This window comes from Aeoliella sp. (assembly GCF_965227375.1).
GTDB lineage: Bacteria > Planctomycetota > Planctomycetia > Pirellulales > Lacipirellulaceae > Aeoliella.
In genome coordinates this window covers 811792-835872 of the sequence record NZ_CBDDFX010000001.1, presented here as the reverse complement: position 1 = coordinate 835872, position 24081 = coordinate 811792, and the positions used below count along the sequence as shown (strand labels likewise).

The following is a 24081-nucleotide window of genomic DNA, read 5'->3' as shown; positions in this document are numbered from 1 at the left end:
TTGCCAAAGCACTCAGTTATTATAGCCCGCAGGCGGGGCTGGAGGCTAGTTGCCGTAAGTCAGCCCGATATAGGCCAATACGGCCAACCATGCCAGCACGCACGTGGCGGACAGCGCCAGCATCCAGAACCGTGGTTTGGGAGGGGGCCAGCGCTCGGGCAGGTCCGACGGCGCAGCGGGCTTGGGTTCGACTTCGGGGGCGCTCTGCTTCGAACGCTTCTTTCGGCGACTCACTCCCCGCGTTCCTTGCTAGAATCTCGCATCGTGCTCTCGAAGCCAACGCGAAACGCTTTGTCGAAATCGTAGACATTGTTGAAGTCTTCGCGGCGATCGTGATCGGTCTTCTTCATCTGCTTGATGTCGATCAGATTGAAGACGATCTCGCCGAAGTCGGACGTGCTATGAACACCCCACTCCGACAAAACGCATTGAGCCACCAGTCCATACTGCTCGAGGGCATAAAGGCGGATCGCCTCGCAAAGTTCCTGCCCCGAGACGTGATGCTCCAGTTGGTCATCCAAGTCTTCGATGTCTTCAAACTCTTCCGGAGCGTACGGCTTGCCATACTCCAAACGATTCTGCGCGTATCCCAGCGCATCGAACACAAACTGGTACGCATCGAACTTGTAGCGTTTATCCCGTTCCAGCAACTCGACGATCGGGTGGCTGGGATTGAGCATCGACTTACTCATGGCAGAGGGGGCAGTGTCGTAGAAGTGAAATCTGAGGCGACCGAGGCACGTCTATCTCTATTGTTCCTCAGAATCGCCATTCGTGCGAGACGGGGGAGCCTTTTCTGCGGCAGATTTTCCCTTTCCGAGTACGGTTAACACCTCTGCAGCGTCGATAATCACCCGCCGCATGTCTTCGGTTTCCACCAGCAATTGGCCGGCCAGGATCTCGTGCCCCAGGACCTTGGCCCGGCCATTCTCGGTGATAATGGCCGCCCCGACCGGAGGCAGCTCCCGCCGCAGCTCCTGGTAGGTGTCGTATTCGTACCGCAAACAGCACTTCAGCCGCCCGCAACGGCCGGAAATCTTACTGGGGTCGAGCGTGGCCTTCTGCAGCTTGGCCATCTTCATCGACACCGGAGGCATCTCCGACAGGTGCGTGTTGCAGCAGACGGGCTTGCCGCAATCGCCATAGTCGGCCAGCAGCTTGGCTTCGTCGCGAACGCCGATCTGACGCATCTCGATCCGCGTCTGGAACTCGGTTGCTAGCACTTTCACCAACTGGCGGAAGTCCACGCGCTCGTCGGCCAAGTAGTACACGATCACGCGTTCGCCGCCGTACAGGTGTTCGACATCCACCAGTCGCATGTCGAGGCCGAGTTCCGCGATCCGCTTACCGCAGACTTCAAACTCTTCGCGTTGCTGACCGAGCAGGCGGAAGATCTCGCGGCGGTCTTCTTCCGACTGTTCGCGGACAATGCTGCCCCGCTGTGGGTCGGTAAGCTGCGCGACGGCCTGTTCGGTGGCCTCGCACAGCACTTCGCCCGACTCCATGCCACGGTTGGTGCGGGCGATGACATCGGTGCCGCGGCGGTAGTCGGAGCCCTTGCTGGAGAACACACCCAAGTAACGCATCGAACCGTAGCGCACGACGTACTTGGGCATGACAGGCGTGGGGCGTGGGGGGCAGCGGCGGAACAGCAGTGGCCACCCTACCAGGGGCAGCCCGATCTGCTCAACCATACCCGAAACGCCCGCCGGCGGCCAGACAAGTGTCCTGGCGGAGTTTGGAACGCACTACAGATACTCGTAGCGCTCTAGGCTTCCACGATTCCCAGCCGCACGGCCAATCGCACCAAGTCGAGCGACTTGTGGATGCCCAGCTTGCGCATCAGGCGCGACTTGTGGCTGTCGATCGTGCTTTCGGCCAGGCCCAGGCTTTCGGCCGCCTCGCGCACCGCCAGACCTTGGGCGATGAGCTGCCAGACCTCCCGCTCGCGCCGCGTAATACCCAGCGTCTCGATATCGACTTCTCCATCCGTGTCGACAGAAGCAGTTGATGGCTCTCCCCCTAAGAAAGCCACCAACTCTTGCTTCTGGGATACGACAGGAAGGTGCGACAGGGTATCAGTCGCTGTTGCGCCATCTTCCACGAGCGCCACCTGCGTGGCTTGCCCGTTGCCTAGCAGGTCGGCGAGTGACGTGTCGGCACACTCTTTGGCCAATCCAGTTTCTACAAGCACTACATTCGCGCCGGCCGCTGCCGCCTGTTTGGCAAGCAACTGACCGTCGGTGGAGCGTGCCACGACTTTGGCGTGCGCCACCGTTTCAATCAACAGGGAGTAGGCTTCTAGATCAAGCGGACGCCTGACACAGAGCGCGATCCGTAGCTTCTGTGGTTTCTTCGACTTCATGTTCCTTGCGTGGTTCGACGATAGTCTGACCCTAGTTGGTTCGACAACCGTATGCATTTCTTGCCCCCTGGCCCAGTGACTTTAGTGACGAGTGGTTGGCCATCCCACAAATGTACGAGTGAGCAGGCGAACAGTATCACACGCTTCGAGGTTACAGCTCTTATCGGCAATTGCAAACAGCTAAAGCTTTCCCCTGAGGTAGCCTTCGGAGTTAGGGTATATCACCCATAAACCCAGCACAGCGATAGACTTGTGAATGCGAGGAAATTGGGTTATCCACATCGGGAGTGCCAAGCGGGTGGCACGCAAAGTAATACGTAAATCCCAGAAAACCCCCGACATTATTCCCAGGAAACCACTAAAAGACGCTGCTCTCCATGGCCACAGCCGCCTGTTGTCGCTGCGACTGCGACGGGGATAATGCATAAGGCGGGACTTGAAGAATCGCCCATGCCATGGTCGCTCGAGATCGTAAACCCTTTGCAGTAAGGACTTTGCCGTGCAAACTCAATCTGTCGCCCAACTGACTGCCAAGAAGTGCCTGCCTTGCGAAGGTGGGGTCGATCCTTGCACTTTGGAGGAAGCAACGGCCCAGCTTGCCCAGCTTGACGGTTGGGAATTGGTCCAAGGTGGACAGCGCATCCGCAAGCAGTGGCGCGTGAAAAACTTCATGGCGGGTATGGACTTTTTCAACAAGTGTGCCGAAGTCGCCGAGGCCGATGGCCACCATCCCGACTTGCACATCGAAGGGTACCGCAACGTGGCCGTTGAACTGTGGACCCACGCCATCGGGGGGCTCAGCGAAAACGACTTCATTCTGGCGGCCAAGATCGACCAACTTCCTATCGCACTCGCGTGAGCCAATCATGCCTACAGTAGCCGAACCCTTTGTGGCACTCGTGGTCGACAAGTCGCCCGATGGTGAAGTGTCGGCCAAGGTTTCCGACCTCACGCTGGCCGACTTGCCGGCGGGCGAGGTGGTGATCGAGGTGGAATATGCCTCCTTTAATTACAAGGATGCCCTAGCCTGCCAGGGCCATCCGGGGGTGGTGCGATCGCTGCCCCACGTGCCGGGCATCGATTGCGCCGGCACGGTGGCCGCTTCCGATAGCGACGACTGGAACGTGGGCGACTCGGTGCTGGTGACCGGATACGGCCTGGGGGCCGAGCAGTGGGGCGGATATTCGCAATACGTTCGCGTGCCAGCGGACTGGGTCGTGGCCATGCCCGAGGGCCTCGACGCTCGTCGCGCCATGGCGATCGGCACCGCCGGTTTCACCGCCGCGCAGTCGGTCTCGGCCATCGTCGAGCGGAACATCCTGCCGGACAAAGGCCCTGTGGTGGTGACCGGCGCGACCGGTGGAGTTGGAATGTGGAGCGTGGCGATCCTCGCTAAGTTGGGATACGAAGTAACGGCCGTCAGCGGCAAGTCCGAACAGGCCGCGCTGCTCAGGCAGCTGGGCGCTGCAGAGGTCGTTGGGCGGGACGCGGTGAACGACTCTTCCGATCGGCCGCTGCTCAAGTCGAAGTGGGCCGCAGCGGTCGACACCGTGGGCGGGGTGCCGCTGGCGACCATCCTGCGTTCCACGCTGCACCGAGGTTGCGTGACCGCGTGCGGCCTGGTGGCCGGCGCCGACTTGCCGCTCACGGTGCACCCGTTCATTTTGCGCGGCGTAACGCTGGCCGGCATCGACTCGGCCAAGTGCCCTCGCGCGATGCGGCTGGAGATGTGGAAGCACCTTTCCACCGACTGGAAGGTCGACCTGCCGGAGGAGTGCCTCACGGAGATCACGCTTTCGGAGGTATCTGATCGAGTGCAGCAGATCATGGCAGGCAAAGTGGTGGGGCGGACGTTGGTGTTACCAAAGAAGTAAAGGACATACGCAGTGCAACTCGAAAGCGAACTAGGCGGCGCGACCAACAATCCTTCGTCGGCCGACATCGAGCGCGTGGTGCAGTCGCTCGACTCTGAGCAGAACACCTTTGCGATTCTCACCCGCCAGCCGCTCACCTACATGCAATGCCGCGTCGAAGGCGACCAGTTCGAACTGGAGTACCAGGACGGCGACACCGACCGGCACTACCAGTCCACTCGGCTCGTCTCGCGCGACGAAGTGGTGCAGGCCATGTCGCTCTACGCCAAAGGCGACGACGCTTGGCAAACCCTCGTCGAGTGGCAACATCTGGACCTCTCCAGCGAGCCAACGCACGGCGACGCTGCGCAGTCGTCCGGAGGCTGCGCGGGAGTCGTGTTGTTAGCGGTCATGATTGGAATCCTCTCGCTCGCAGTCATCTAGCATCCAGTAGCCACTGGTCGTCTTGCTCAGCGAATACCACGTCGTCGCCGGGCAGTGCATCGAGCCGGAACGACTTGGCAAATTCTTCCGCTGTCATTTCTCGTCGCGGTCCCAGACCGCACCACTCGGCCAACAGTCCCACCACGCGCTCGGCGGCGACACCTTGCTCGCGATAGTGCACCAGCCGGGTGTCGCCGTGGCGTTTGGCCAGGCGTCGGCCGTCCTCGCCGCGCACCAGTGGCAAGTGCCAGAACCGGGGGGCGTAGTCCAGCTCGAGTGCGGCGGCCAACAGCTGTTGACGCGGCGTGGAGGTCACCAGGTCGTTGCCGCGGACGATGCGATCCATTGCCTGCCGCGCGTCGTCCACTACCACGGCCAATTGGTAGCTGGGCAAACCTCCTTTGGTCCAAATCTGAAAGTCGCCCACGGTCTGCTGCACGTCGATCTGTTGCTGGCCGAGAAACTCGTCGACAAACGACTGCTCACCCACAGGCACGCGGAACCGCCACCCGCACTCGTCGAGTTCCACATCGCTCGCCGCAACGGGAGTCGGCTCTGCGGGGCGGCAGGTGCCTGGGTAGCGCAGCTCATGCTCGTCGGCGTGCGGCGCCGAGCGACTAGCCGCTTCGATCTCACGGCGCGTGCAGTTGCACGGGTACGCCAATCCGCGCGCGGCCAGCTGCCACAGCGCCTGCCGATACGGCTCGAGGTCACTCGTTTGATACACCGGCCCCGCATCCCAATCGACGTCCAACCACTCGAGCAGCTCGATCGCTTCGAGCGACGCCTGCTGCTTAACCCGCGGCCCATCGAGATCCTCAATCCGCATCAACACCTGCCACCCCTGCTGCCGCGCGAGCGCCCAGTTCACCAGAAACGTCCGCGCGTTGCCCAGATGTAAGGCTCCAGTGGGCGATGGGGCAAGTCGAGTACGAGGCATGGGGACCAGTGTTTTTGAACAGGAGATAACTGAGGGAACGGAGGATACCAAATCACGCGTTATGTGTAGCGCTGGAGGTTCGCCCGCCAATACACGCAAATCATCGCGAAACGGAAAACACGTTGTACCAATACTTCCCCGAAAGGGATTCGACTTTCAGCCCAGGGTTGCGTCCAAGCGAGTACCACGAGCTTGGACGCTACCCTGGGTAAGGAGGCCAGCGCCCGGCGGTCGAGGAGCACGCTCGCTACTAGTCGGAGCAGGACCGAGACCGCAATCCGCCCAGCCATGCGGCGCGAGTTTTGTCGCAGTTGTCGTAACTATCGATTACCTGCGACAAAACTCCTGATGTTGGTGTGCTCGGCGTTCTCCGTAACCTCTTTTGTAATAGCCACTTGCGTCATTCGATCCCGCACAGCGAAGGCGAGTTGTTGCGCTCAGTTCACCGCAGGTGCGACAAAACCCCCAACTGCGACAAAACTCACCTCCCCCAGTTTGCCACGATGGCCCGCGCAGCATAGCCGGACTCGCAAGAGTTCGGACCACCGCCAGTTCCCAGCGAGGAGCGGACGCAATCCGCCCACACCACCATTGTCCCACGCGTTTGTAAGAAAACCACTCACGGCAACAAAAAAGGTACGATGGCCGCCCCGGCCGTCGCCATGCGACAGGTTGGCAGCTGCTCTTGCGCTTCAGCCTGACACACCTACATCTCATGCGACAGTTGTCTGATGAGATTCTGCAGTTCCTTGTCGCTGAGCGAGCGGTTCTCGAAGTGCATTGCCACCTGGTCAAGAAAAACACCGTTGGGACGAGTTTGGCAAACAGTTGCCAATTCGCGAACGGCCTCTTCTAGCTTACTTCCACCGTGGCAAAGGTAACCAAGTACTACTGACGGGCTGCGGCTGATTGCCCCTTGGCAGAAGACGAGGACGCCGCCAGACCTCCGTCCATTATCGATAAACTCGCAGGCTGCATCCAAGCACTCCATTAACCCGCTGTCTGGATCTTTCAGATTCAATCGCAAGTAGATTAGCTCGTTCTCGTGGGACGAAGGCAGTTCCTTGGCACAATTCACAACATAAGAAACACCAAGTGACCGAAGCGACGTGACGTCTTCGGCGTCCTCTATTGTGCCTAGGAAGAGACCATCAGCAACCTTCCACATCGAACTTGTCCTACTCGCCTTCGGAGTTGCTCTTGTTCAAGGCTTCATTTAAAGCATCCGTGCCCATCCGTGTGCATCCGTGGCTAATAATCCCACCGACTATTCGTCCGACCCACTAACCTGTCGCCCCAGCCACACGTCGAGATCATCCAGCCACTGGTTCTGCTTCGACTCCAGCGTATTCATCCCGAAGCCATGGCCGCCGTGTTCGTAGAGGTGTAGTTCGGCTGGCACGCGGTGTTTTACCAGGGCTTCGAAGTAGCGGATCGAGTTGGCGGGCACGACTCCGCGGTCGTCGCTGGCGTGGGCGAGGAATGTGGTCGGCGTTTGCTTCGTCACGCGCTGGTCGGTCGACATCTGGTCGACCAGTGACTGTTCGGCCTTGTCGCCCAGTAGGTTGCGGCGCGATCCCATGTGGGCGATGTCCGGATTCAACGAAACCACGGGGTACACCAAAATTGAAAAGTCGGGACGGCTCGAAAGTTTCTCGATCGGGTCGTCCGACTCCGGATTGCCCATGTCCCACATCGTCGAAGTGCTGGAAGCCAGGTGCCCGCCCGCCGAGAAGCCCATCACGCCCACCTGGTAGGGATTGATTTTGTGTTCTTCGGCCATCGACCGAATTAAGCGCATGCCGCGCAGTGCGTCGCTGAGCGGTGCGGGGTGGGGGTTCTTGGCGCCGCAGCGATACTTCAACACGAATGCCGCAATGCCGCGATCGTTGAGCCACTTGGCGACCTGTCGGCCCTCGTGATCGATAGCCAGCACTCCGTAACCTCCGCCAGGACAAACCAGCACGGCCGGGCCGCCAGTGAATTCTTCCGGCAAGTACATCTCCATCGTCGGATGGTAGTGCACCACCAGGCGGTCGGGCCGGGGTTCGGTGACCGCATCGCCGGTGCCCTGGTTCGCCGCATGCCCTTCCGGCCACAACGGAATCTCCTGCTGCGCGACTGCAGGAGAACTGAAAGCCAACACCGCTACCACGCACACGTAGAGACTTCGAAGCCACATCATGCTGTCACCTGTTGTTTGAATTGCGAGAACTATAGGCCGCGCACCGCTTACTCTTTTCGCCACACGCCCACCACGGCCGGCAGGTAGGTGCGAATGTCCCAGCCATCGTCGCGGCGATGCTCTCTCACGGGGCCGGGCAGCAGCGAGAAGTCGAATCGCTCGTCGGCTTCCACCACCATGGTACTCGCGGGCGGGGCGTGTTGCAGCACGGAGGTCACCAAGTCGAGCATCTCCTGCTGGCGATCGACGAAGAACGCGTACGGCGGACTCACGAACACCAGCCACGGCCGCGACGCATCCGGCGTGTTCTTGCCGGTCGGTAGATCCCGCTTGGCCCACACGAAGGCACTCGCCTCGAGCACCGTGCATTCGTCGTCCACGTCCAGATGGGCGATGTTCTCCCGCACCACGCGGGCGGTGGGAATGTGCCGCTCGATGAACAAGGCGGAAGCGGCTCCGCGGCTCAGCGCTTCGAGCCCCAGCGCGCCGGTGCCAGCAAACAGGTCGAGCGCGTGGCGGCCTTCTGCCTCAAGGCCGATGAGGTTGAAAATGGCCTCGCGCACGCGGTGCTTCATCGGCCGAGTCACGGGGTCGCCGTGGTACGCCAGGCGGCTGCCGCGGTACTGGCCGCCAATGATGCGAATCTCGGTTTCGCGCCCTTCGCCGGCAGAATCGTTCGACTTGTGGCGCCGGCTCATAGCAATCGGGGGCGGTTGGGGCGGGGTGGGCTGGTGTGGTATCTTAAAAGGCTTGCTGGTTAGATGCTAACCTACCCCGTCGCCCCCGTGGAGGGAACCAACATGCGTCATCGCTCGCCTTTCTTGCTGTTGTTGTTCGTCATTTGCATGGTGTGCGTGCGGCCGGTCGCATCGCAAGAGCCAGCCGCCCCGCCGAAAACCGTCGAAGAGGCACAAGCGGCCTACGACAAGGCGGCGGCCAGCTACAAGGAAGTGTTCAAGGAGATCGAAGACCTGCGGGGCGAATTTCAGTCGTCCGACGAACAACGCCAGGAGGAAATTAACGCCGAGTTGCCAGCAGTCGTTAACAAGGCACGCGAGCGAATGGCCGCCTGGACCGCCGCGGCGCTCGAACTCTACAAAGTGGCGCCCAACGAAAACGCCGAAGTCACCGAGCTGCTCCTCGGCATGGCCAAGCACTTTGCGATCGGCGAAGAGCCCCCCAAAGCCACCGGCGGCGACTACTTCGGCGGCGACCAGTACGAACAGGCCTTGCCCATCATCAAAGTGCTGGTCGATGGCGAGCACCCCGAAAAGAAGCTGCTGATCTGGGGCGCGTTCTCGGCCGTGTGCGCTAACGATTTCGACACTGCCGAGAAGTACTTCGCGGCCGCCAATGAGCAAGGCGTCTTCGACCAGATCCAACCCAAGAACGAGCCTGAGGCTTTGTTCTATATGAAGTCCAAGCAGTTCGAAAACGAACTCGGCGATCTGAAATCCGCCTGGGAAGCGGAGCAGCAGATTCGCGAAGCGGAAGCCACCAAGAACGATTTGCCGCGCGTGAAGTTTACCACCTCCGAAGGCGACATCGTGGTCGAGTTGTTCGAGGATCAGGCGCCCATCGCCACGGCCAACATGATCAACCTGGTGAAGGACGGCTTCTACGACGGAGTGGTGTTCCACCGCGTCCTGCCGCAATTTATGGCCCAAGGCGGCGACCCCACCGGCAGCGGCAGTGGTGGCCCCGGCTACAACATCAAGTGCGAATGCTTCGAGCCCGACGCCCGCAAGCATTTCCGTGGCACGCTGAGCATGGCCCACGCCGGTCGCGACACTGGCGGCTCGCAATTCTTCCTGTGCTTCATTCCCACCACCAGCCTCGACGGCAGGCACACGGCGTTCGGCCGCGTGGTCGAAGGCATCGAAGTGCTGGGCAAAATCCAACGCCGCAATCCCCAAGCCCAGCCGCCGTTGCCAACGCCGGACAAGATCATCAAGGCCGAAGTCGTCCGCGACCGCGGCCACGACTACGACTTCGAGAAACTGCCGGAACGGTAGCGGTAGAGCCAAAGAGTCGCCCTCAAGCTGAAATCCTGATTTCTGGAGCCGGAGTTCCAGAATTCGGGTGCTAATGCGTTGCCCGGGGCTGTTGGCGGTGCATAATGGAAGTTCGGTAGCTCCGCTCCAGTCACGGCTGGGGACTTCGGGGGCATTCAGGAACTTCTTTTCTCCCAACAGCGTTGAGGCGGCACATGGTGCGTTCATCCTTCCGGCTAGCGGCATTGCTAGGTTGTTGTGCTCTTCTGTCTGCTCCTGCATTTGCATTAGATCCGTTTACGATCGACACGACACTCGACGTTGTTTCACCTTCGGCTCTTACCTTTAACGTAGGTATCTCAGCGTCGGGTGACTCCGACTCGGACTCGGACAGTTCGCCCCTCAGCGGAACGGCTGACGTACTGTTCAGCGCAGACTTCGAAGGGGGCAATCTCCGCATCACCGATTTCGAGTTCACCGGGGGTGAGATCGTGGTGGACCAGGCGCTGAATCTTGATTTTAGTTTGGGGTTTGGCTTGGTTACCATCGACGCGGATGGAACCGGTTTTCAAGGTGTGCCTTCGACCGACAATCCTCCCACAACCCTCTCCATTCCTGCCACCCCCGGAACTCTAGGGCAGTTCCCCGCCAGCGATGGAATCATCACCATCAACCAGGGCAACATCCATGTTGTGGTTAGTCCGCTAATCGGAAGCGATACGATCATCGACCTGGACTTGTCTGACCCAGGCAACCAGATCGAAGGGACCAGCACTTCCAGCGACCCAGGAACCGTGACAGTCACACAGGGCGCCATCGACACCCTGGCGAACACCACGCAGTACTCGCTAACGGTCAACCTGCCGGTGGAGTTCGATTCGCCTGCCATTGATCTCGATGGCCAAGGTACGGCAACCGTTTCGGTCAGTGGTCAGTTTCAATCCGTCGTCACCGACATCACCGTCGACTTCATCCCCTGGAACGGTCTTGTCGGCGACGTGAACCAGAATGGCTCGGTGGGCCAGGACGACATCGACGCGTTCATCGACGGGTGGCGCTCCACTAACGACACCCCAGGCAAGCTGGCTTACATGCTGGGCGACATGAACTTCGACGGCATCACCAATCTGCACGACGCCTTTATTCTTCACGAGGCGCTCAAAGGCCAGAACCTCAGCTTCCAGGTTGGTGGGGTGAACATTCCCGAGCCAAGCACCATGCTGCTGGGAGTTCTGGGCTGCGTGGCGCTGATGGCGGTGCGTCGTCGCTAGAGCGGAAAACGCTCTCGCCTGTTGAATCAGCGGCTCGCAAAAGAGTAAACTAACGGCATGAGTCCACATGCCCGTCGCTGGTTGTTCGTCGCCGCTATCATCGGGGCGCTTGCTGTCGTCCTGGGGGCGTTTGGCGCCCATGGCGTGCCGCACTACTTGGAAGGTCGCGGCTTCGAGGGCGACAACCTGGCCAAGCGGCTCGCCGATTTCGAAACCGCCGCTCGTTACCACATGTACACGGCGCTGTTCCTGGTTGCGGCCGCCCTGGTGGCCGACCGCCAACAGGCCTGCAAAGCGCTAAAGCTTGCCTACTGGGGCATGCTGCTCGGCGCGGTGCTGTTCTGCGGCTCCGTCTACGCAGTGGCCCTCGTACCCGACGACCTGCGCGGCACCTTCGGCGCCATCGCTCCCTTCGGCGGCATCCTGATGATCGTCGGTTGGGTGGCCCTGGCGATCGCCGCGCGAGACCACTCGACTCAAAACACTCAATAAAAAGAGCAGCCCCGACCACGCTTGGTCGGGGCTACTCGCGGACTTCAAGTTATCGCGATCTCGCTGCTTACCTCAAACCGCTTGCAGCGTTTCGAGTTCCGCAGCCAGACGCTTACGAGCGACGTGCAGACGTCGCTTGATGGTACCAACCGGCGCACCGGTTGCTTCGCTCATCTCGATGAGCGACTCACCACGCAGGTAGAACGCGGTCAAGGTGTCGCGGTCCATCGCGCCCAGTCGCTCCAAGCCATCGCGGACCTGAGCAACCTGCTCCACCCGCACCGCGTTGTCCAACGGGGTGTAGGTATCGCTGCAGGTCGCAGCCAGAGTCTGCGGCTCAGCCGAGATGGTAGGCGGACGTCGGACCTGTCGGTTGATGGCCATACGAACGGTAATCGCACGCAACCAACCACCGAACGCAGCCGGCTCCTGCAGCTGGTGCAGTCGGTCGATCGCCTTGACGAAGACCTCCTGGCACAGCTCCTGCGCCTCGGCGTAGTTGCCCAGTCGCTTCAAAGCGATGCTCATGACCATGCCTTCGTAGCGCTCCACCAGTTCGCCCTGCGCAGCTCGATCACCATCGAGCGCGGCAGCAACCAACTCGTGCAAGGTCGCGTCAGTCAAGTTCAAAAGTTCAGTAGCGGTCATCGTTCTCTTCCTATGAAAGCCATCCAACGACGAGTTGGACAGCAACAAGTGGGGCAACTGCCGGAAGGGCCGAATCGGAACGGATGCATGCAAACGCAGCATCAATAGCCGAGTAGGCACCGGGACCGGCTCGCTTGGGCTTGGTTCTGATTTCCGCTTCGAGGTCCTGTCGATCGACCTCTCAGGCGGCTCAGCCGGCTATGAATCTGCCGGAGCCCACCGGTGAGCCATGGCCTTGGGGCATCAGCCGTAGCTGTTTGCCTCCTAGGCCGAGCTGCCAGCGCTTTAAACTTGTAAAGCTGGGGCAACTCGCGGCTGGGCAGGGGGTGCAATAGGCATGCACGACTGCCACTACCGGTACCACTACGCGCACGAGACGCGCGGCCAGGCGTTCGAGCCCACGACAAATCATCGACGTGGTCACGACGTTGGCGTCCTGGCGATCGGCGATCGATCCAGAATTCATCGTGTTGTCGGCGATAATCGTAAGCATCTCACCCTCGCTGCGCGGTTTTGCGCTGCTAGAGAACAATGGGAACAAAAAATGGGAGCCGGAAGCTTTGGCTCCCGAGAGGTTGCGGAACGAGCCCCGGGCTGCTGACCCAAGGCACTCCCTAACCTAAAACATCCCACGGTGGGCGGGCCGGGTCAATAGATTTCCGGATGTTACCCGAAACCTTAACCCTGCCGTGCCCTGTTAGTATCGGTAAAAACGCCCCGATTGGGACACCGTTTTCGCCGGTACGAGCAGTTAGACAGCCGGTTCGCGGGAAAGGTTCACCAACGACTCGAAATTCTCTCGAATAGCGCAAAGTGTTTGTGGGTAGACACTTGAGGCCGATTCCCGCCCTGGATGCGGCGAAAAAAGGTCCGATTATCTGTCAATTCCACCTCGGTCTGCACGCTGCGAAATAACTAGCTGGAGCGCGGCGAACTCTGGAGCATCGTGAGAACCCGTGGCGGTTCTTGCCTCTCGGAACAGAGAAAGGGGTGAAGCCATGTATCGCGTTTCCAGGCCGATTCGTGCATTTACGTTAGTAGAGTTGTTGGTCGTCATTGCCATCATTGGCGTGCTGGTTGCCCTGTTGCTGCCAGCAGTCTCGGCCGCCAGGGAGTCGGGCCGAAAGACTCAATGCCTGAACAATATGCGTCAGTTGGGGCTGGCGACGTTGGCCTTCGACGAACGCATGCGGAAGTGGCCGGGGGCTATCGAGCCGCTTGACATCGACCGTCTGACGAGTCAGGGCAGCGGCGAGCTGTTTCGGACCTGGTCGGTCGCTTTGCTGGACGATCTTGAACTCCCGCAACTTAGCGACGCCTACACCGCGGGTGGTCGCCCTGATGCGTACATCGCGTTGTTCCTCTGCCCCAGCGAGGACTCGAAGCAGCGCGCCGATGCTGCTACCAGCATGGTGTGCAACGCCGGGATGGCAGGCCCGATCTCTTCTCAGTCCACTGCCAATGGTCCCTTTCTGAATCAAGCGATTAATGGCAAACTCGCCATGCTGGAGGGTCATTGGTTCGATGGGCGAGACAACACGCTGAGCCTGTCTGAGAACCTTGACGCCACTCGTTTTGACTACGCCGGGTGGAGTGGGTTCAAAGCGAATGGTGGGGTCGACAACCCGATCGATGCGGACTACGTATCCGATCAGTACGATCGACTCTGGAACCCTACTTTCCGATGGTATCCATCCGACAGATCAGGAAGGTACATCAACAGCGGCAATGCTCCCTGCCCTGGCCCGGAAAAGTGCATTGGCTCCGACGCCACTCCTCTGCGCGCGAGCAGCAACTACACGAGGGCCTACGGGATCCAGCTAGAAGGGGATGCTCGTCCTTCCAGCAACCATCCAGGAGGTGTGAATGTCGTCTTCGCCAGCGGCAGGGCCCAGTTCCTGCGCGAGAGTGTCGACTACAAGGTCCTTCGCGCTTTGATGACACCGAATGATCGTAAGTCGGACTCTCCCTACCGGGACATCATTCTCGAAAGCACCGCCTACTAGATAGTTCTCGGCTAACGCTTACCTCCATTCATCGTGACAGTTACTACAAGCCTTCTGCATATTGCCAATTGCCTCGCGGGCGGCTTCGAAGTTCTCCAGGTCGATCGCCTGAGTCAGGGCCACCGAGGCATCCCGTAGTTGGGTCGAGTGGTTGCGATACGATTCATCATCCGCGTAGTCGAAGCCCGGTTGCATGATCACTTCGGCCATGAGCGCCATGAGTTGGGCCTCGTGCCGCAGGTCCTCCGAGTTGTTTGACAGCGCCCGGCGGTCGGATGCCTTGGGCGAGATGCCTTCGCCCAGGCAGGACTCCATCCGCCGCATTAGCGGCGAGCGGTCGGCGATTTGATCCCAACCGACGTCCGGTTTGGCCTCCGGCGCATCGGGCCGGCCGCCGCGCACCAGGTCGGCCAGGTCTTGCACGCGAAGTTGCGACTCGCGGAACGACTGGTCGGTGCCCACTTTGCAGTTCGCGCCGGCGCGGCCGTACAACTGGCCAAGCGCGGTGGCCGTGTCCTGCCAGCGGACCCTTCCGTCGTAGTCGCCCGCCACGGTGAACAGCGTGGCGAGCCAGGTGAAGCGGTTGCGGCAATCGCGGTAGCCGCCCCCTTTGAACGCGGCCGGCGTGGCTACGAGTGGCTGCATCGGCGTGAGCTGGCGCTTGATCTCCGTTTCCAGCGTATCGGCGTCGACCAGTTTGCTCCAAGCGTAGTCGCCGCTGCCGCCGCTATCGCCGCCTGAACTTGTCGAACCGCCACTGGCCGCTGCCACCCGGGCGGCGGCCACTTCGCCGTAGTCGGGTCGGCCGCCCACCAACTGCTGTGCGGCGTCGTCGAAGAACACCTCCCGCACATCCCGCGGCCACTCACCGGGCGGCTTCGCGCGAGGCTTGCTCTTCTCGTCCGCCAGGACCGTGGCGCAGCAAACGCACAGCAAAGCAATGCACGATACAGACACCAATTGTTTCATCACGCTTCTCCAGTGTTCCGATTGGTCGAGCCACCTTGTTCGACTAGTGACCATTATAGCGAGCCGGCTCGTCCTCGAGCCCGGACCAGTTTTGCCCCAGAACACGATCCGTTGGCCCAAAACCCGCTGCGTATTGGTCACCTCCAGGTTGGAAAACCCCTTGTTTTTTAGGCCAATTCACTCGGGGGGTGCGACAAAACCCACCACGTTGTTCCCCGCATGTTTTTCGTTGGGGCAAAACGGTAGTCGCCGTTCGCTCCGCGCTCCGAGCGCGTAGCTACGCTCGCCCAGAGCGTGGATGACCCATCAAAAACGTATGGCGACTGGAGCAGCAAGCGTTGGCGGCCACGCATCCACCGTCTGGTGACGGTAGCTACATCGATCCGCAAGATTTATTAGATCACACCACTGCGCGGATTCAACAGCTACTTTTTTACACCTGCGGTTTTGTGGCGATTCGATTCGCGGCGCTTTACTCGCGCCAAGCGCCCTTCACGGCTTCGACTTGCTTCTTGGTCAACTCGATCTCCAGTGGTTTGTTGGGATCGTACTTTTCGGCGTCGAATTGCACGGGTGCTTCGAATCGCTTGCCCTGCGGTGGATGATACAGCACGGCCAGTTTGCCAGCCGACTTCGGCGGCACGTAGAAATGTACCAGGCCGTCGGCATCGCTGTTGTGCGGGATGGACCACGCCCGTTCGTTGGTCCGCACGATCAATCGTCGCACCGGCGCGCCTTCCACAGGTTTTCCGTCAGGACCCGTCACCCGTACTTCGATCTTCACGCCCGGTGAGAACGTTAGCTCGCCGAAATCGGCTTCGTCTCCTGTGGCGATTTGAAAGACTTCCGACCGGTTGTCGGGATTCCACTCGTCGTCGTAAGGCGTGCGGAACTCGATGCGAAAACGTACGTCGGCGGGTACCAGGATCGGCTGCTTTTCATTCAGCTTCATCCAATGCACGTAGTCGAATTGCCGGTCGCCATATTCGTGGTGAGCCTTCTGTAAATCGGAATACCAGGCTGGCTGGTCGCCTTCTTCAAATAGCCAATGCGGCGACAACGACACGTGCTGCCCAGTCGTCAGGTCGAACTTGGGGTGGACCGTTAGCCGTGCCGCCGGAAACAGTGGGATGGTTCCCGCGTCGGCTTCGGGTCCCTGCTCCAATTGCTCGCGCAACGGATGCACCCGCACGTAGTACGGCAACTGATCGCGGGCGAAGGCCAGCATGGCGTAGAACTCGCTGTCCGGAGGTTGGCTGAGTTCAAACCGCCCGTCCTCGTCAGTACGAACCACAGCATCGAAGGTATAGTGCTCCGCAAACGGCGCGAACGCTTGGCCGTTGAGGTCCACCTCGTCGGACTCCGCCTCCAGCGCGGTCCACTGCTGTGGTGTGATCAGCGCGAGATTCTGCCGTCTTGTGCCGCTCCGCCCACCCACAAACGCGCCGGCTACCGGCTCGCCGGTTGTTCCATCCACCACGCGACCACGAAAGACCACTGGTGGCGGGATCTTGAATCGCAGTATCTCCGGACTGTCGTCGGTGACCTGGAGGTTTTCCCAGCGAATGGTCTTCCCTGTCGAGTCGCGAAATTCTGCCGAGTACTCTCCCGCCACAAGCGATCCGCCGTCTCGAATCACCTCGCGAGCGACTGGCACGTGGGCGCGCTGCTCGCCCTGTTGGTGGTATTGAACCGTGATCCATTGCCGCAACTCGGGGTCGACAATCAGTCCTCCCTCGAGCGATTCGAATTCGAACTGATGCTCTCGCGTGGTTTGCGACAGCTCGATAGTGGCGGGCTTCACATTGTCGACCGACAAGGAGATCGGAAAGTACGCCGATCCACTGGGCGGTGTAACCTCGAGGAAGTACTCGCTGTTGAGCGGAATGAGTTGGCCACGCTCGTCTCCATGAGGCACTCGGGCCACTTCGTCGCTGAACATCGATAACGGGCGATTCGGCAGGTATAGCCGAAAGGTTCCATCCACACCCGACATGGCGCTGTGGTTTGGAAATACGGGGCTGACGAGACCATCGCCGGGCGTACGCACCGAAGGACAGTAGATCTCCGCGCCGGCGACCGGCTCGCCATCGGTGTTGACGACTTTGCCATGCACCGCGCGGTCCAGCAATTCCGAATTGGGGGACACCAGCGGCAGCCGCAGATGACTATTTCCGCCGCGCTCGATGTCGAACTGCGACAATCGAACTAGCGCGGTGCCATAGTCGGCCTGAGTGATCCGAATCGCGATGCCCGATGGTTCCTCCGGCAGGCGCAGGGCGAAACCACCTTCGTTGTCGGTCGTGATGCGGGCGTAGCTGACCGTGGGCAACGCCTCGCTACGTTCATCCATCTGGAAGAAGTGCAACCGCGCCCCGGCAATCGGCGCGCCCTCGACATCCGTGATCCAGTGATCGGCCGGTGGCGGCGGCGGACGCATCCACCAGGCGACCGCAGCGCATATCGGCACCAGCAGCAGCAAGAACCGCAAGCGAAATCGAGTGAGCGCCTTCCAGCGACTCATGTGGGCCCCTTCATCTTCAATCATCCCCCCTTACCTCCTTTACCAAGTGCAAACTGGCTAGAGCGGTTGAGTCGCTGCATGAGCTTCAAGGTTACATGAAACCACAGGCTAGCAGTAGCAATTCTTCGACTACGTAAACCCAAGCGTGTTTGGAATTTGGAATGAGTCCACCACCGATGGGGGGTAGGAATAAGGTTGGGAAAGTCCCTTGGATCAAGAAGTTAGATGATTGACTCTTCTTGGAAGTTCAGTACGTTACGGATAACCGATTCGTCGGACCTTTTCTGAAGTTGTGATTCGCATGAGCTTGGATCTTTCGCAACACCTTCTTGGGGGAGGGTAGTCTAATGAACCAACAGCTTTCGCGTCGCCCACTCTATTCCATTTCAATTGGCAGATTCTTACTGGCGACCATCTGCCTGCTCTTCACAGGCGCTTCAACCACGCGGGCGGCGGAATTTAACGGCACCGCCACGAGTCCCGACGGCAAGAAGAACGGTGCGACCAAGTTCTTCTACGACACGGGCAACGAACTGAGTGGCACGGTGCTCGATCAAGCCACAGCTGCCGCTTTAGGGTTGGGAGCGGTCGACAAAGCGGGTGTGTTTACCCCGGCCAAGGGCGGCACGCCCAGCATTCAACCGATGAACGGGGCCTACGATTTGTGGTGCTTCGACGACGTGACGGTCGAAGTTACCGATTCGCGTGGCAAGAAATGCAAATTGAAGCAGCGTGTCTATGTTGCCAAGAACAAGGTCAAGGGAAACGCGTCCTTGGCGGGCGAGAGCATTCTGAACGCCGCTTGGATCAATGGGGTCATGGGCGCTCAGTTTGGAGCCGGCAAGAAAGCGAAGGCCTTCTGGCCGCTGGCGCCTCCCAAGAAGAAAAAGGCGGAAAAGAAGGCCGTGATGCTGGCCGACACCAATACCGGCGCCATCCAAAACGTATTCTCGCTCAACGCCACAACAGGCCTGACCGGCATTCAGCAACTGGACTTTACCTATGAGAGTTTGAGCGAATACACCTTCCTGACCCAAGAGCATGCCGAACTGTTGGGCTTAACACCCTTTGGCATGGTGGACCTGGCGGCGGTTGATCCAGAATCGCTGCACTCGCTCGATTGGTCCTTCTCCAACGGCACCGGGTCTCAGGATACCGGCAGCCCCACGATGGGCCAGACGGTATTTCAAGCGGTTGATCCATTCCAATTGCAGATCCAACTGTTTGACGAACCCGGTATCCCACCGTTGACGTCGCAGAATTCGAATCCGGTGCTCATCCTCGATGGTTCGAATCCCTACGCGTCCGACTTCAGTGTGCTGGGGTCTGACTTCGCCGATACCTATGGAGAGAATCTCGGGTACTTCAACCTTCCGGACGGCGATCTGTTCGTCCTGGTGCCGGAGCCCTCCACGGTGATTCTGGGCTTGATCCTCGTCGGATCGTTCGCGGCGCGGTACTGGAGCATCCGCGGCCGGCCGAAAGACCTATCGTCCGCCTAGCGCGCCCTGACGCCCTTTTGTAAGAAGTGGCGTCAGGGAGCATCGGCCTCAGGGTGAATCGGGTCGAGTGGAGCTATCGCTACGCACGGGAGCCGGAGTGGTTTTGGGCCCGTCCCGAGTTGGCCGGTGCGTGCTGTCGATGGTGTCCTGCAGTTGCGTGGCGAACAGTTCCACCGGATCGATCTCCATGGCCCGATCGAGCGCCGCCTGCGCTTGCTCGTGCAAGCCGAGCGTCCGATAGTTGCTTGCCAGATTGGTCCAACTGGTGGCCGAGTTGGGATGTAGTTTGACTAGCTCGGTAAACAACAGCACCGCTTCGGTGCTCCGCCCGGCTCGCCATAGAGCAACCCCCGTCCGCGTTGCCTCGGCGGGTGAGATCTCGGCGATATGGCGGTACTCGCTCCGGGCGGTCTCCAGGTCGTTCATGCGAGCCGTGAGCAGCCTGCGACCAACGAAGAACGGATCGTCCGCATCCACCGACAAACCCAAGTCGATGAGCGTCTCCGTCTGATCCGCGCGGCCGTTGAGTTCCAGTATCCGCACGGCCGAGCGAATCGCTTCCAACTGCTCCGCGCCGCAGTTCATTTCGCCGAACAAATCGCCAATCCACTGCGGATCGACCGCCGCGAGAATCGCTTCGTCGGGATGCTCCTTGGCATCCAGTTCCGGCTCGTACAAACGCAGCGGCGCTAGAAACTCCAGGATCATGTTTTGATCCGTGATCTCACGCGATGTGCCCTGCGACTCCTCGAGCCGCTGCATGCCCTGTTCATCCAACAGCAGGTGATTGAGCAGAAGCGACTTCACGTCGCTGGAGGTGAGGTACTCCTCCAAATCGGCCTTGATGTCGGGATTGTTGTCGACTAGCTCCTGAGCGGCCGCCAGGTTCTCTTGGCTCAGGTCGAAAGGCTCCATGGACGCCAGGATCAGCGTATCGGCGGACGAAATACGGATCACGGCGTTGTGAGGGAACTCTTCCCGCACGGTCCGCACGATCATCGCGTACTCGCTGGCGGTGAGCGAGTAGGTTTGGGCCCATTGCACAAGAATGCCGCCCGGCTTGAGCCGCGCCTTGGCCGCTTGATAGAACTGCTTGGTAAACAGATTCGACACGCCGGCGATCCACGGGTTGGACGGCTCGGAGAGGATCAAGTCGTACTGCTGTTTGGTGGCTTGCAGGTGGAACCGGCCATCGTCGACGATCACGTGGAAGTGGGGCGAATCTTCCGGCGCATGATTCACGTCGTGAAAGAACCTCGATGCGCCGAGCACCGCGGGCTCGATCTCGCAACAGGTCACATTCGTATCGGGAAACAACAAGCTGCATCCACTGGTCACTCCGCTGCCAAACCCAATGACCAACACGTCCTCCGCGTGGGGATGCAGAATACGCGGGAAGAACGCCAGGCCCGACTGCATGTCCATATCGCCCTCGCTGGAAGCATCCACTTTGCCGTGCACGCGCAGCGAACGCTGATTCGCCTGGTCGCGAGTTACCATCACGTTGCACACGCGGCCTTCTTCGAAGTACAGCACCGAGCGGTCGCTTTCCTCCTTCTGCAGAATCGACAACGGTTGATACCCGTACATGTACATTCCATAGTCGGTCACTCGCGGATCGGCCTGCTTGCTCGAGAGCATCACGGCGCCGGCGCACACCACGCAGGTGGCCACCAGTCCGCCAAACGCCCGCGCGCTGCGACGCATGTAGAGTAGTGGCAGGATGCAAATGTAAAGCGACAGCGCGATGGCGAACGTCTGATCGCTGCCAAACGCAGGAATCAGCCAACTGGTGGTGAGCAGCGCGCCGGCAATCGAACCAATCGTATTGCACATGTAAACCGTTCCCACGGCGGCCCCGATGTGCTCGCCGCTGCTGCACGTTAGCTGCACGAATAGCGGAAACAGCACGCCCATCATCAGTGTCGGTAGCAGTTGAAGCACGGCGCTCGCGAAGATGCAAACTGCCGCGTTGCCTAACAGGTCCGACCGCAACGGGCCGAGCAGCCCGACGAGCAGCGTTAGTTGTGGTATCAGCAGTTTGCCCGCCGTGGCCGATACGACCAGTATCAGCACGATCACCAACATCTTCTCCGCCCCACCCGCGGCGCCCTTGATCCACAGGTGATACATCAGGCTTCCCAGCCCGATGCCGATCAGGAACACGAGCAACGTGGCCGAGAAAGCGTAGGTCGAACTGCCGAGCATCAGCGAAAGCTTGCGGGCCCAGACCATCTGCAGGACGAGCGACGCACACCCAGTAAGCCCAGCCGCGACGTACAGCAGGCGGGGAAAGCTGGCCGCAAGGTCTTCGTCCAGTTGTGGTTTCTTCGAGGCCTTTTTGGCATTCGTTGGCGACTCCGTCGCCGCGTCTCGGGTGCCGAAGCTCAGCCCGGCGGCGAGGAGGGCAATCACTCCGTTGGTCGCGGCGAACAGCAGATTGGTCCAATGCAGGCCAATCGCCGGCAGCAGGTGAAAACCCACCGCGTAGCAGCCCATCGCCGCGCCGGCCGTGTTGATTCCATAGAACCACCCGGTAACGCGATCGCGCGCGGCATCGTGCCCGGTGAACTCGCGCACGAACAGCGGCAGCGTGCCACCCATGAGCACCGCCGCCGGGCCAATCGCCAATAGCGTGGCGAGAAACTGCACCGCTGCGTAAAGCACCGGGTATCCATGAAGCTGTTCGTAGAACAACGCCGTGAACGCGGGCAATAAATCGAGCAACCACGGTATCGCCAGCGCAAACAGACCGATACCTGCTTCGCAGGCGGCGTACCACAGCAGCGGCCTCTTCACCCGGTCGGCGAACCGCCCAATCCAGTAAGCGCCGATTCCCAGCCCGCACAGGAACGACGCGACCACCATTCCCATGGCCATGGCCGAATTGCCCCACACGTGAGACAACTGTTTGAACCAAATGATCTCGTACCCCAGGCCCGTTGCCCCGGACACCAGGAACAGAATCGATGCCATAGCAAAACCGAACGACTTGTTAGGGCGCATCATCGATCTCGGCAATCAGGTTGTAGAAGAGATTCCCCCCTGGCTAGCTCCCGCGCTGCGTGAGGCCAGTGCCTGATGATAACACATCCCCCGGCGCGCACGACAGAACGGCGACGCGGCCCAGTTGGTTCGTTCCCCCACCAAGCAGCTAGAATCGTACGTTTGGGCTGCACGGGTGCCGAAAGTGTTTGACACCCTCTCCGACGCCAGCCAGAATCGTGACTGCAACGCTCTGAACTCGACTATCTCCTCTGGGGGGACGGATGGCAAAGCAAGGTTTGGCTAACATTCACGCGCGACTGCTCGCCGCGGTTGCCTTGTCGTCGTTGATCCTCAACGCACAACCCGCCGTAGCGGTCGTCACCGTTGTCGGCGACGTCACGCCCGATCCACTGGTGGACGACGTTGACGTCGTGGTGGGCAATACGGCGTACGGACTGGTTCAAGTTGACGGCGGCAGCACGCTTAGTTCGACCAGCTTGCGAATTGGTGATGGCCAACCATCGGCAACTGGGCGTGTGGAGGTCAGTGGAGTTGGTTCGAAGTGGACGGTCACCGGTAGTGTCGATCTGGCGACGCCGGGGCTTGGCTTCATCGACATCTCGGCTGGCGGGGTGCTTTCGGCGGCAGCAGTTCATGGTCTCTACGGTCCAGCGGGCTACGCCGAAGTGAACGTGACTGGCGATGGAAGCATGTTGGAGATCACTAACCAATTGGATCTCTCCAGGGGCGGACTGCTCGATCTGAATCTGTCGGATCGAGCGATCTTCAATGCGCCTCAGGCATACGTCCGCTTCTGGTCCGGTGCTCGAGTTGTGCTGGACGACGCCTTTCTTCGCGCAGGCGATCTGGAACTCCATGGGCGTTTGAGTGGCAGCGGTGTCGTGACAACCTTGCAGAACAACATAGAGATCCGCGGCACCATCGACGTTGGGCCACTCGACGACATGAGGTTTACCTCGGACCTGGGGAATGTCGGGCTCATCGAAATCGAACACGGTGCGCTCGAAGTAAGCAGCATCAGTAACGCGCAATCGGGATACGTCACGCTCCAGTCGGGTATACTGCGAACCATGCAGGGCGATAACGGCCAACCTGCTTTCATCAATCATGCTCACCTTGCCGCGATCGGCGGCACCAGCGACCTGTACAGCGACCTTCTCAACCTCAGTGGCACGCTGTCGGTGGTGAACAACAGCCTGATGCGCATTCACGGTGACGTCACCAACACCAGTGGCAACATTTCCATCGCGCCGGATTCCAAAGCGCTGGTGCTGGGCGATTTCCATTTCAACGGTGGCACGTTGCACGCCGATTTGGACGGGGACGGAAAAAGTCCCTTTGGCGAACTGGAGGTAGTGGGCGACGTCCACCTTGGCGGCAGCATGCGGCTGGAGGCTGCGTCGCTCTCCGCCTTCTCCGCCGGCGATCAGTTCGCACTGGTGTCGGCCACGGGAGAGATCTCCGGCGGCGTGCAGCTCCACGAAATGCCCGACTTGGGCGACGGCCTCGCCTGGAAACTCAAACGCACCGCCAACACCCTGTCGCTCTCAGTCGGCCTTCCCGGCGACTTCAACGGCGACAACCAGGTGAACCTGGCCGACTACGTCGTGTGGCGCAACTCGTTGGGCAGCTACGGGAACTTCCTGGCGGCCGACGAAGCCGGCGCTAGTGGCATGCCCGACGGATTCGTCGATCAGCAGGACTACGAACTCTGGAAAGCGAACTTTGGCCGCACCGCTGACGCGAGCATTGCGAGCGCTAGCTCGGCTGTGCCCGAGCCTGGGGCCTTTGCAATCCTGGCCTGCGGCGTGCTGCTTGCTGTTTCCACTGGAACATTCACACGATACTCGAAGTAGGCGAGTCTCCACCTCTCCCAGTA

22 protein-coding genes are annotated in these 24081 nt (G+C 60.3%); 9 read left to right on the top strand and 13 right to left on the bottom strand.

What is annotated here, in order from left to right:
* Positions 1 to 45: 45 nt before the first annotated feature.
* The 4 genes from ACQK2L_RS03385 to ACQK2L_RS03370 form a co-directional block, all read right to left on the bottom strand.
* Positions 46 to 234, bottom strand: coding sequence for a hypothetical protein (locus ACQK2L_RS03385; protein ID WP_425395522.1), 189 nt, complete (start codon positions 232 to 234; stop codon positions 46 to 48).
* Positions 231 to 692: a Minf_1886 family protein gene (locus ACQK2L_RS03380; protein ID WP_425395521.1), complete on the bottom strand. Its 462-nt coding sequence runs from the start codon at positions 690 to 692 to the stop codon at positions 231 to 233. Before ACQK2L_RS03380 ends, ACQK2L_RS03385 begins: the two co-directional genes overlap by 4 nt.
* Positions 693 to 749: 57 nt before the next feature.
* Positions 750 to 1616: a PSP1 domain-containing protein gene (locus ACQK2L_RS03375; RefSeq protein WP_425395520.1), complete on the bottom strand. Its 867-nt coding sequence runs from the start codon at positions 1614 to 1616 to the stop codon at positions 750 to 752.
* A gap of 152 nt (positions 1617 to 1768) precedes the next feature.
* Entirely contained in the window at positions 1769 to 2365 is a 597-nt protein-coding gene (locus ACQK2L_RS03370) for a response regulator transcription factor (protein ID WP_425395519.1), read from the bottom strand.
* A gap of 499 nt (positions 2366 to 2864) precedes the next feature.
* On the opposite strand from ACQK2L_RS03370, the gene ACQK2L_RS03365 reads away from it, so the two are divergent.
* From ACQK2L_RS03365 to ACQK2L_RS03355, 3 genes are read left to right on the top strand one after another with little or no spacing between them, the layout of a single operon-like run.
* Entirely contained in the window at positions 2865 to 3224 is a 360-nt protein-coding gene (locus ACQK2L_RS03365) for a 4a-hydroxytetrahydrobiopterin dehydratase (protein WP_425395518.1), read from the top strand.
* Between the two features lie 7 nt (positions 3225 to 3231).
* Complete coding sequence (locus ACQK2L_RS03360; protein ID WP_425395517.1) at positions 3232 to 4239, top strand: YhdH/YhfP family quinone oxidoreductase; 1008 nt, start codon at positions 3232 to 3234, stop codon at positions 4237 to 4239.
* A 12-nt stretch (positions 4240 to 4251) separates the two neighbouring features.
* Positions 4252 to 4662 carry a hypothetical protein gene (locus tag ACQK2L_RS03355; protein WP_425395516.1) on the top strand — a complete coding sequence of 137 codons (411 nt, stop codon included), beginning with the start codon at positions 4252 to 4254 and terminating at the stop codon, positions 4660 to 4662.
* On the opposite strand, the gene gluQRS is transcribed toward ACQK2L_RS03355, so the two are convergent.
* The 4 genes from gluQRS to ACQK2L_RS03335 all read right to left on the bottom strand — a co-directional run bounded on the left by gluQRS (position 4655) and on the right by ACQK2L_RS03335 (position 8485).
* A complete protein-coding gene (gluQRS, locus tag ACQK2L_RS03350; protein WP_425395515.1) occupies positions 4655 to 5602 on the bottom strand; it encodes a tRNA glutamyl-Q(34) synthetase GluQRS in 948 nt (315 codons plus the stop codon). The two genes, ACQK2L_RS03355 and gluQRS, sit on opposite strands and share 8 nt — an antisense overlap.
* Positions 5603 to 6308: 706 nt before the next feature.
* Positions 6309 to 6770, bottom strand: coding sequence for a dual specificity protein phosphatase family protein (locus tag ACQK2L_RS03345; protein ID WP_425395514.1), 462 nt, complete (start codon positions 6768 to 6770; stop codon positions 6309 to 6311).
* A 99-nt stretch (positions 6771 to 6869) separates the two neighbouring features.
* Entirely contained in the window at positions 6870 to 7787 is a 918-nt protein-coding gene (locus tag ACQK2L_RS03340; protein ID WP_425395513.1) for an alpha/beta hydrolase, read from the bottom strand.
* A 47-nt stretch (positions 7788 to 7834) separates the two neighbouring features.
* Positions 7835 to 8485, bottom strand: coding sequence for an RsmD family RNA methyltransferase (locus ACQK2L_RS03335; protein WP_425395512.1), 651 nt, complete (start codon positions 8483 to 8485; stop codon positions 7835 to 7837).
* Positions 8486 to 8587: 102 nt separating this feature from the next.
* Between ACQK2L_RS03335 and ACQK2L_RS03330 the strand changes: the two genes are divergently transcribed.
* From ACQK2L_RS03330 to ACQK2L_RS03320, 3 genes are all read left to right on the top strand, one after another.
* Entirely contained in the window at positions 8588 to 9802 is a 1215-nt protein-coding gene (locus tag ACQK2L_RS03330) for a peptidylprolyl isomerase (RefSeq protein ID WP_425395511.1), read from the top strand.
* 194 nt (positions 9803 to 9996) lie between these two features.
* On the top strand, positions 9997 to 11052 hold the full coding sequence (locus ACQK2L_RS03325) for a hypothetical protein (protein WP_425395510.1): 1056 nt from the start codon (positions 9997 to 9999) through the stop codon (positions 11050 to 11052).
* A 57-nt stretch (positions 11053 to 11109) separates the two neighbouring features.
* On the top strand, positions 11110 to 11544 hold the full coding sequence (locus ACQK2L_RS03320; RefSeq protein ID WP_425395509.1) for a DUF423 domain-containing protein: 435 nt from the start codon (positions 11110 to 11112) through the stop codon (positions 11542 to 11544).
* Between the two features lie 72 nt (positions 11545 to 11616).
* Here ACQK2L_RS03320 and ACQK2L_RS03315 read toward each other — a convergent pair whose 3' ends face one another.
* Both ACQK2L_RS03315 and ACQK2L_RS03310 read right to left on the bottom strand, forming a co-directional pair.
* The gene (locus ACQK2L_RS03315) at positions 11617 to 12192 is read right to left on the bottom strand and encodes an RNA polymerase sigma factor (protein WP_425395508.1); all 576 of its coding nucleotides are present in this window, start codon (positions 12190 to 12192) and stop codon (positions 11617 to 11619) included.
* 190 nt (positions 12193 to 12382) lie between these two features.
* Positions 12383 to 12685: a hypothetical protein gene (locus tag ACQK2L_RS03310; RefSeq protein ID WP_425395507.1), complete on the bottom strand. Its 303-nt coding sequence runs from the start codon at positions 12683 to 12685 to the stop codon at positions 12383 to 12385.
* Between the two features lie 505 nt (positions 12686 to 13190).
* Here ACQK2L_RS03310 and ACQK2L_RS03305 point away from each other — a divergent pair.
* On the top strand, positions 13191 to 14198 hold the full coding sequence (locus ACQK2L_RS03305) for a DUF1559 domain-containing protein (protein ID WP_425395506.1): 1008 nt from the start codon (positions 13191 to 13193) through the stop codon (positions 14196 to 14198).
* A gap of 18 nt (positions 14199 to 14216) precedes the next feature.
* On the opposite strand, the gene ACQK2L_RS03300 is transcribed toward ACQK2L_RS03305, so the two are convergent.
* The gene (locus ACQK2L_RS03300) at positions 14217 to 15167 is read right to left on the bottom strand and encodes a hypothetical protein (RefSeq protein WP_425395505.1); all 951 of its coding nucleotides are present in this window, start codon (positions 15165 to 15167) and stop codon (positions 14217 to 14219) included.
* A gap of 472 nt (positions 15168 to 15639) precedes the next feature.
* Positions 15640 to 17715, bottom strand: coding sequence for a carboxypeptidase-like regulatory domain-containing protein (locus ACQK2L_RS03295; RefSeq protein WP_425395504.1), 2076 nt, complete (start codon positions 17713 to 17715; stop codon positions 15640 to 15642).
* Between the two features lie 323 nt (positions 17716 to 18038).
* Between ACQK2L_RS03295 and ACQK2L_RS03290 the strand changes: the two genes are divergently transcribed.
* The gene (locus ACQK2L_RS03290) at positions 18039 to 19193 is read left to right on the top strand and encodes a hypothetical protein (protein ID WP_425395503.1); all 1155 of its coding nucleotides are present in this window, start codon (positions 18039 to 18041) and stop codon (positions 19191 to 19193) included.
* 48 nt (positions 19194 to 19241) lie between these two features.
* On the opposite strand, the gene ACQK2L_RS03285 is transcribed toward ACQK2L_RS03290, so the two are convergent.
* Positions 19242 to 22202, bottom strand: coding sequence for a fused MFS/spermidine synthase (locus ACQK2L_RS03285; RefSeq protein WP_425395502.1), 2961 nt, complete (start codon positions 22200 to 22202; stop codon positions 19242 to 19244).
* 260 nt (positions 22203 to 22462) lie between these two features.
* On the opposite strand from ACQK2L_RS03285, the gene ACQK2L_RS03280 reads away from it, so the two are divergent.
* The gene (locus ACQK2L_RS03280; protein ID WP_425395501.1) at positions 22463 to 24058 is read left to right on the top strand and encodes a hypothetical protein; all 1596 of its coding nucleotides are present in this window, start codon (positions 22463 to 22465) and stop codon (positions 24056 to 24058) included.
* Positions 24059 to 24081: the final 23 nt, after the last annotated feature.

Excerpts from the sequence above, each read along its gene's own strand:
- ACQK2L_RS03380 (WP_425395521.1), bottom strand. The coding sequence starts at position 692 with ATGAGTAAGTCGATGCTCAATCCCAGCCACCCGATCGTCGAGTTGCTG.
- ACQK2L_RS03375 (WP_425395520.1), bottom strand. The coding sequence starts at position 1,616 with ATGCCCAAGTACGTCGTGCGCTACGGTTCGATGCGTTACTTGGGTGTG.
- ACQK2L_RS03370 (WP_425395519.1), bottom strand. The coding sequence starts at position 2,365 with ATGAAGTCGAAGAAACCACAGAAGCTACGGATCGCGCTCTGTGTCAGG.
- ACQK2L_RS03360 (WP_425395517.1), top strand. The coding sequence starts at position 3,232 with ATGCCTACAGTAGCCGAACCCTTTGTGGCACTCGTGGTCGACAAGTCG.
- gluQRS (WP_425395515.1), bottom strand. The coding sequence starts at position 5,602 with ATGCCTCGTACTCGACTTGCCCCATCGCCCACTGGAGCCTTACATCTG.
- ACQK2L_RS03345 (WP_425395514.1), bottom strand. The coding sequence starts at position 6,770 with ATGTGGAAGGTTGCTGATGGTCTCTTCCTAGGCACAATAGAGGACGCC.
- ACQK2L_RS03340 (WP_425395513.1), bottom strand. The coding sequence starts at position 7,787 with ATGATGTGGCTTCGAAGTCTCTACGTGTGCGTGGTAGCGGTGTTGGCT.
- ACQK2L_RS03335 (WP_425395512.1), bottom strand. The coding sequence starts at position 8,485 with ATGAGCCGGCGCCACAAGTCGAACGATTCTGCCGGCGAAGGGCGCGAA.
- ACQK2L_RS03330 (WP_425395511.1), top strand. The coding sequence starts at position 8,588 with ATGCGTCATCGCTCGCCTTTCTTGCTGTTGTTGTTCGTCATTTGCATG.
- ACQK2L_RS03325 (WP_425395510.1), top strand. The coding sequence starts at position 9,997 with ATGGTGCGTTCATCCTTCCGGCTAGCGGCATTGCTAGGTTGTTGTGCT.
- ACQK2L_RS03320 (WP_425395509.1), top strand. The coding sequence starts at position 11,110 with ATGAGTCCACATGCCCGTCGCTGGTTGTTCGTCGCCGCTATCATCGGG.
- ACQK2L_RS03315 (WP_425395508.1), bottom strand. The coding sequence starts at position 12,192 with ATGACCGCTACTGAACTTTTGAACTTGACTGACGCGACCTTGCACGAG.
- ACQK2L_RS03310 (WP_425395507.1), bottom strand. The coding sequence starts at position 12,685 with ATGCTTACGATTATCGCCGACAACACGATGAATTCTGGATCGATCGCC.
- ACQK2L_RS03305 (WP_425395506.1), top strand. The coding sequence starts at position 13,191 with ATGTATCGCGTTTCCAGGCCGATTCGTGCATTTACGTTAGTAGAGTTG.
- ACQK2L_RS03300 (WP_425395505.1), bottom strand. The coding sequence starts at position 15,167 with ATGAAACAATTGGTGTCTGTATCGTGCATTGCTTTGCTGTGCGTTTGC.
- ACQK2L_RS03295 (WP_425395504.1), bottom strand. The coding sequence starts at position 17,715 with ATGATTGAAGATGAAGGGGCCCACATGAGTCGCTGGAAGGCGCTCACT.
- ACQK2L_RS03290 (WP_425395503.1), top strand. The coding sequence starts at position 18,039 with ATGAACCAACAGCTTTCGCGTCGCCCACTCTATTCCATTTCAATTGGC.
- ACQK2L_RS03285 (WP_425395502.1), bottom strand. The coding sequence starts at position 22,202 with ATGATGCGCCCTAACAAGTCGTTCGGTTTTGCTATGGCATCGATTCTG.
- ACQK2L_RS03280 (WP_425395501.1), top strand. The coding sequence starts at position 22,463 with ATGGCAAAGCAAGGTTTGGCTAACATTCACGCGCGACTGCTCGCCGCG.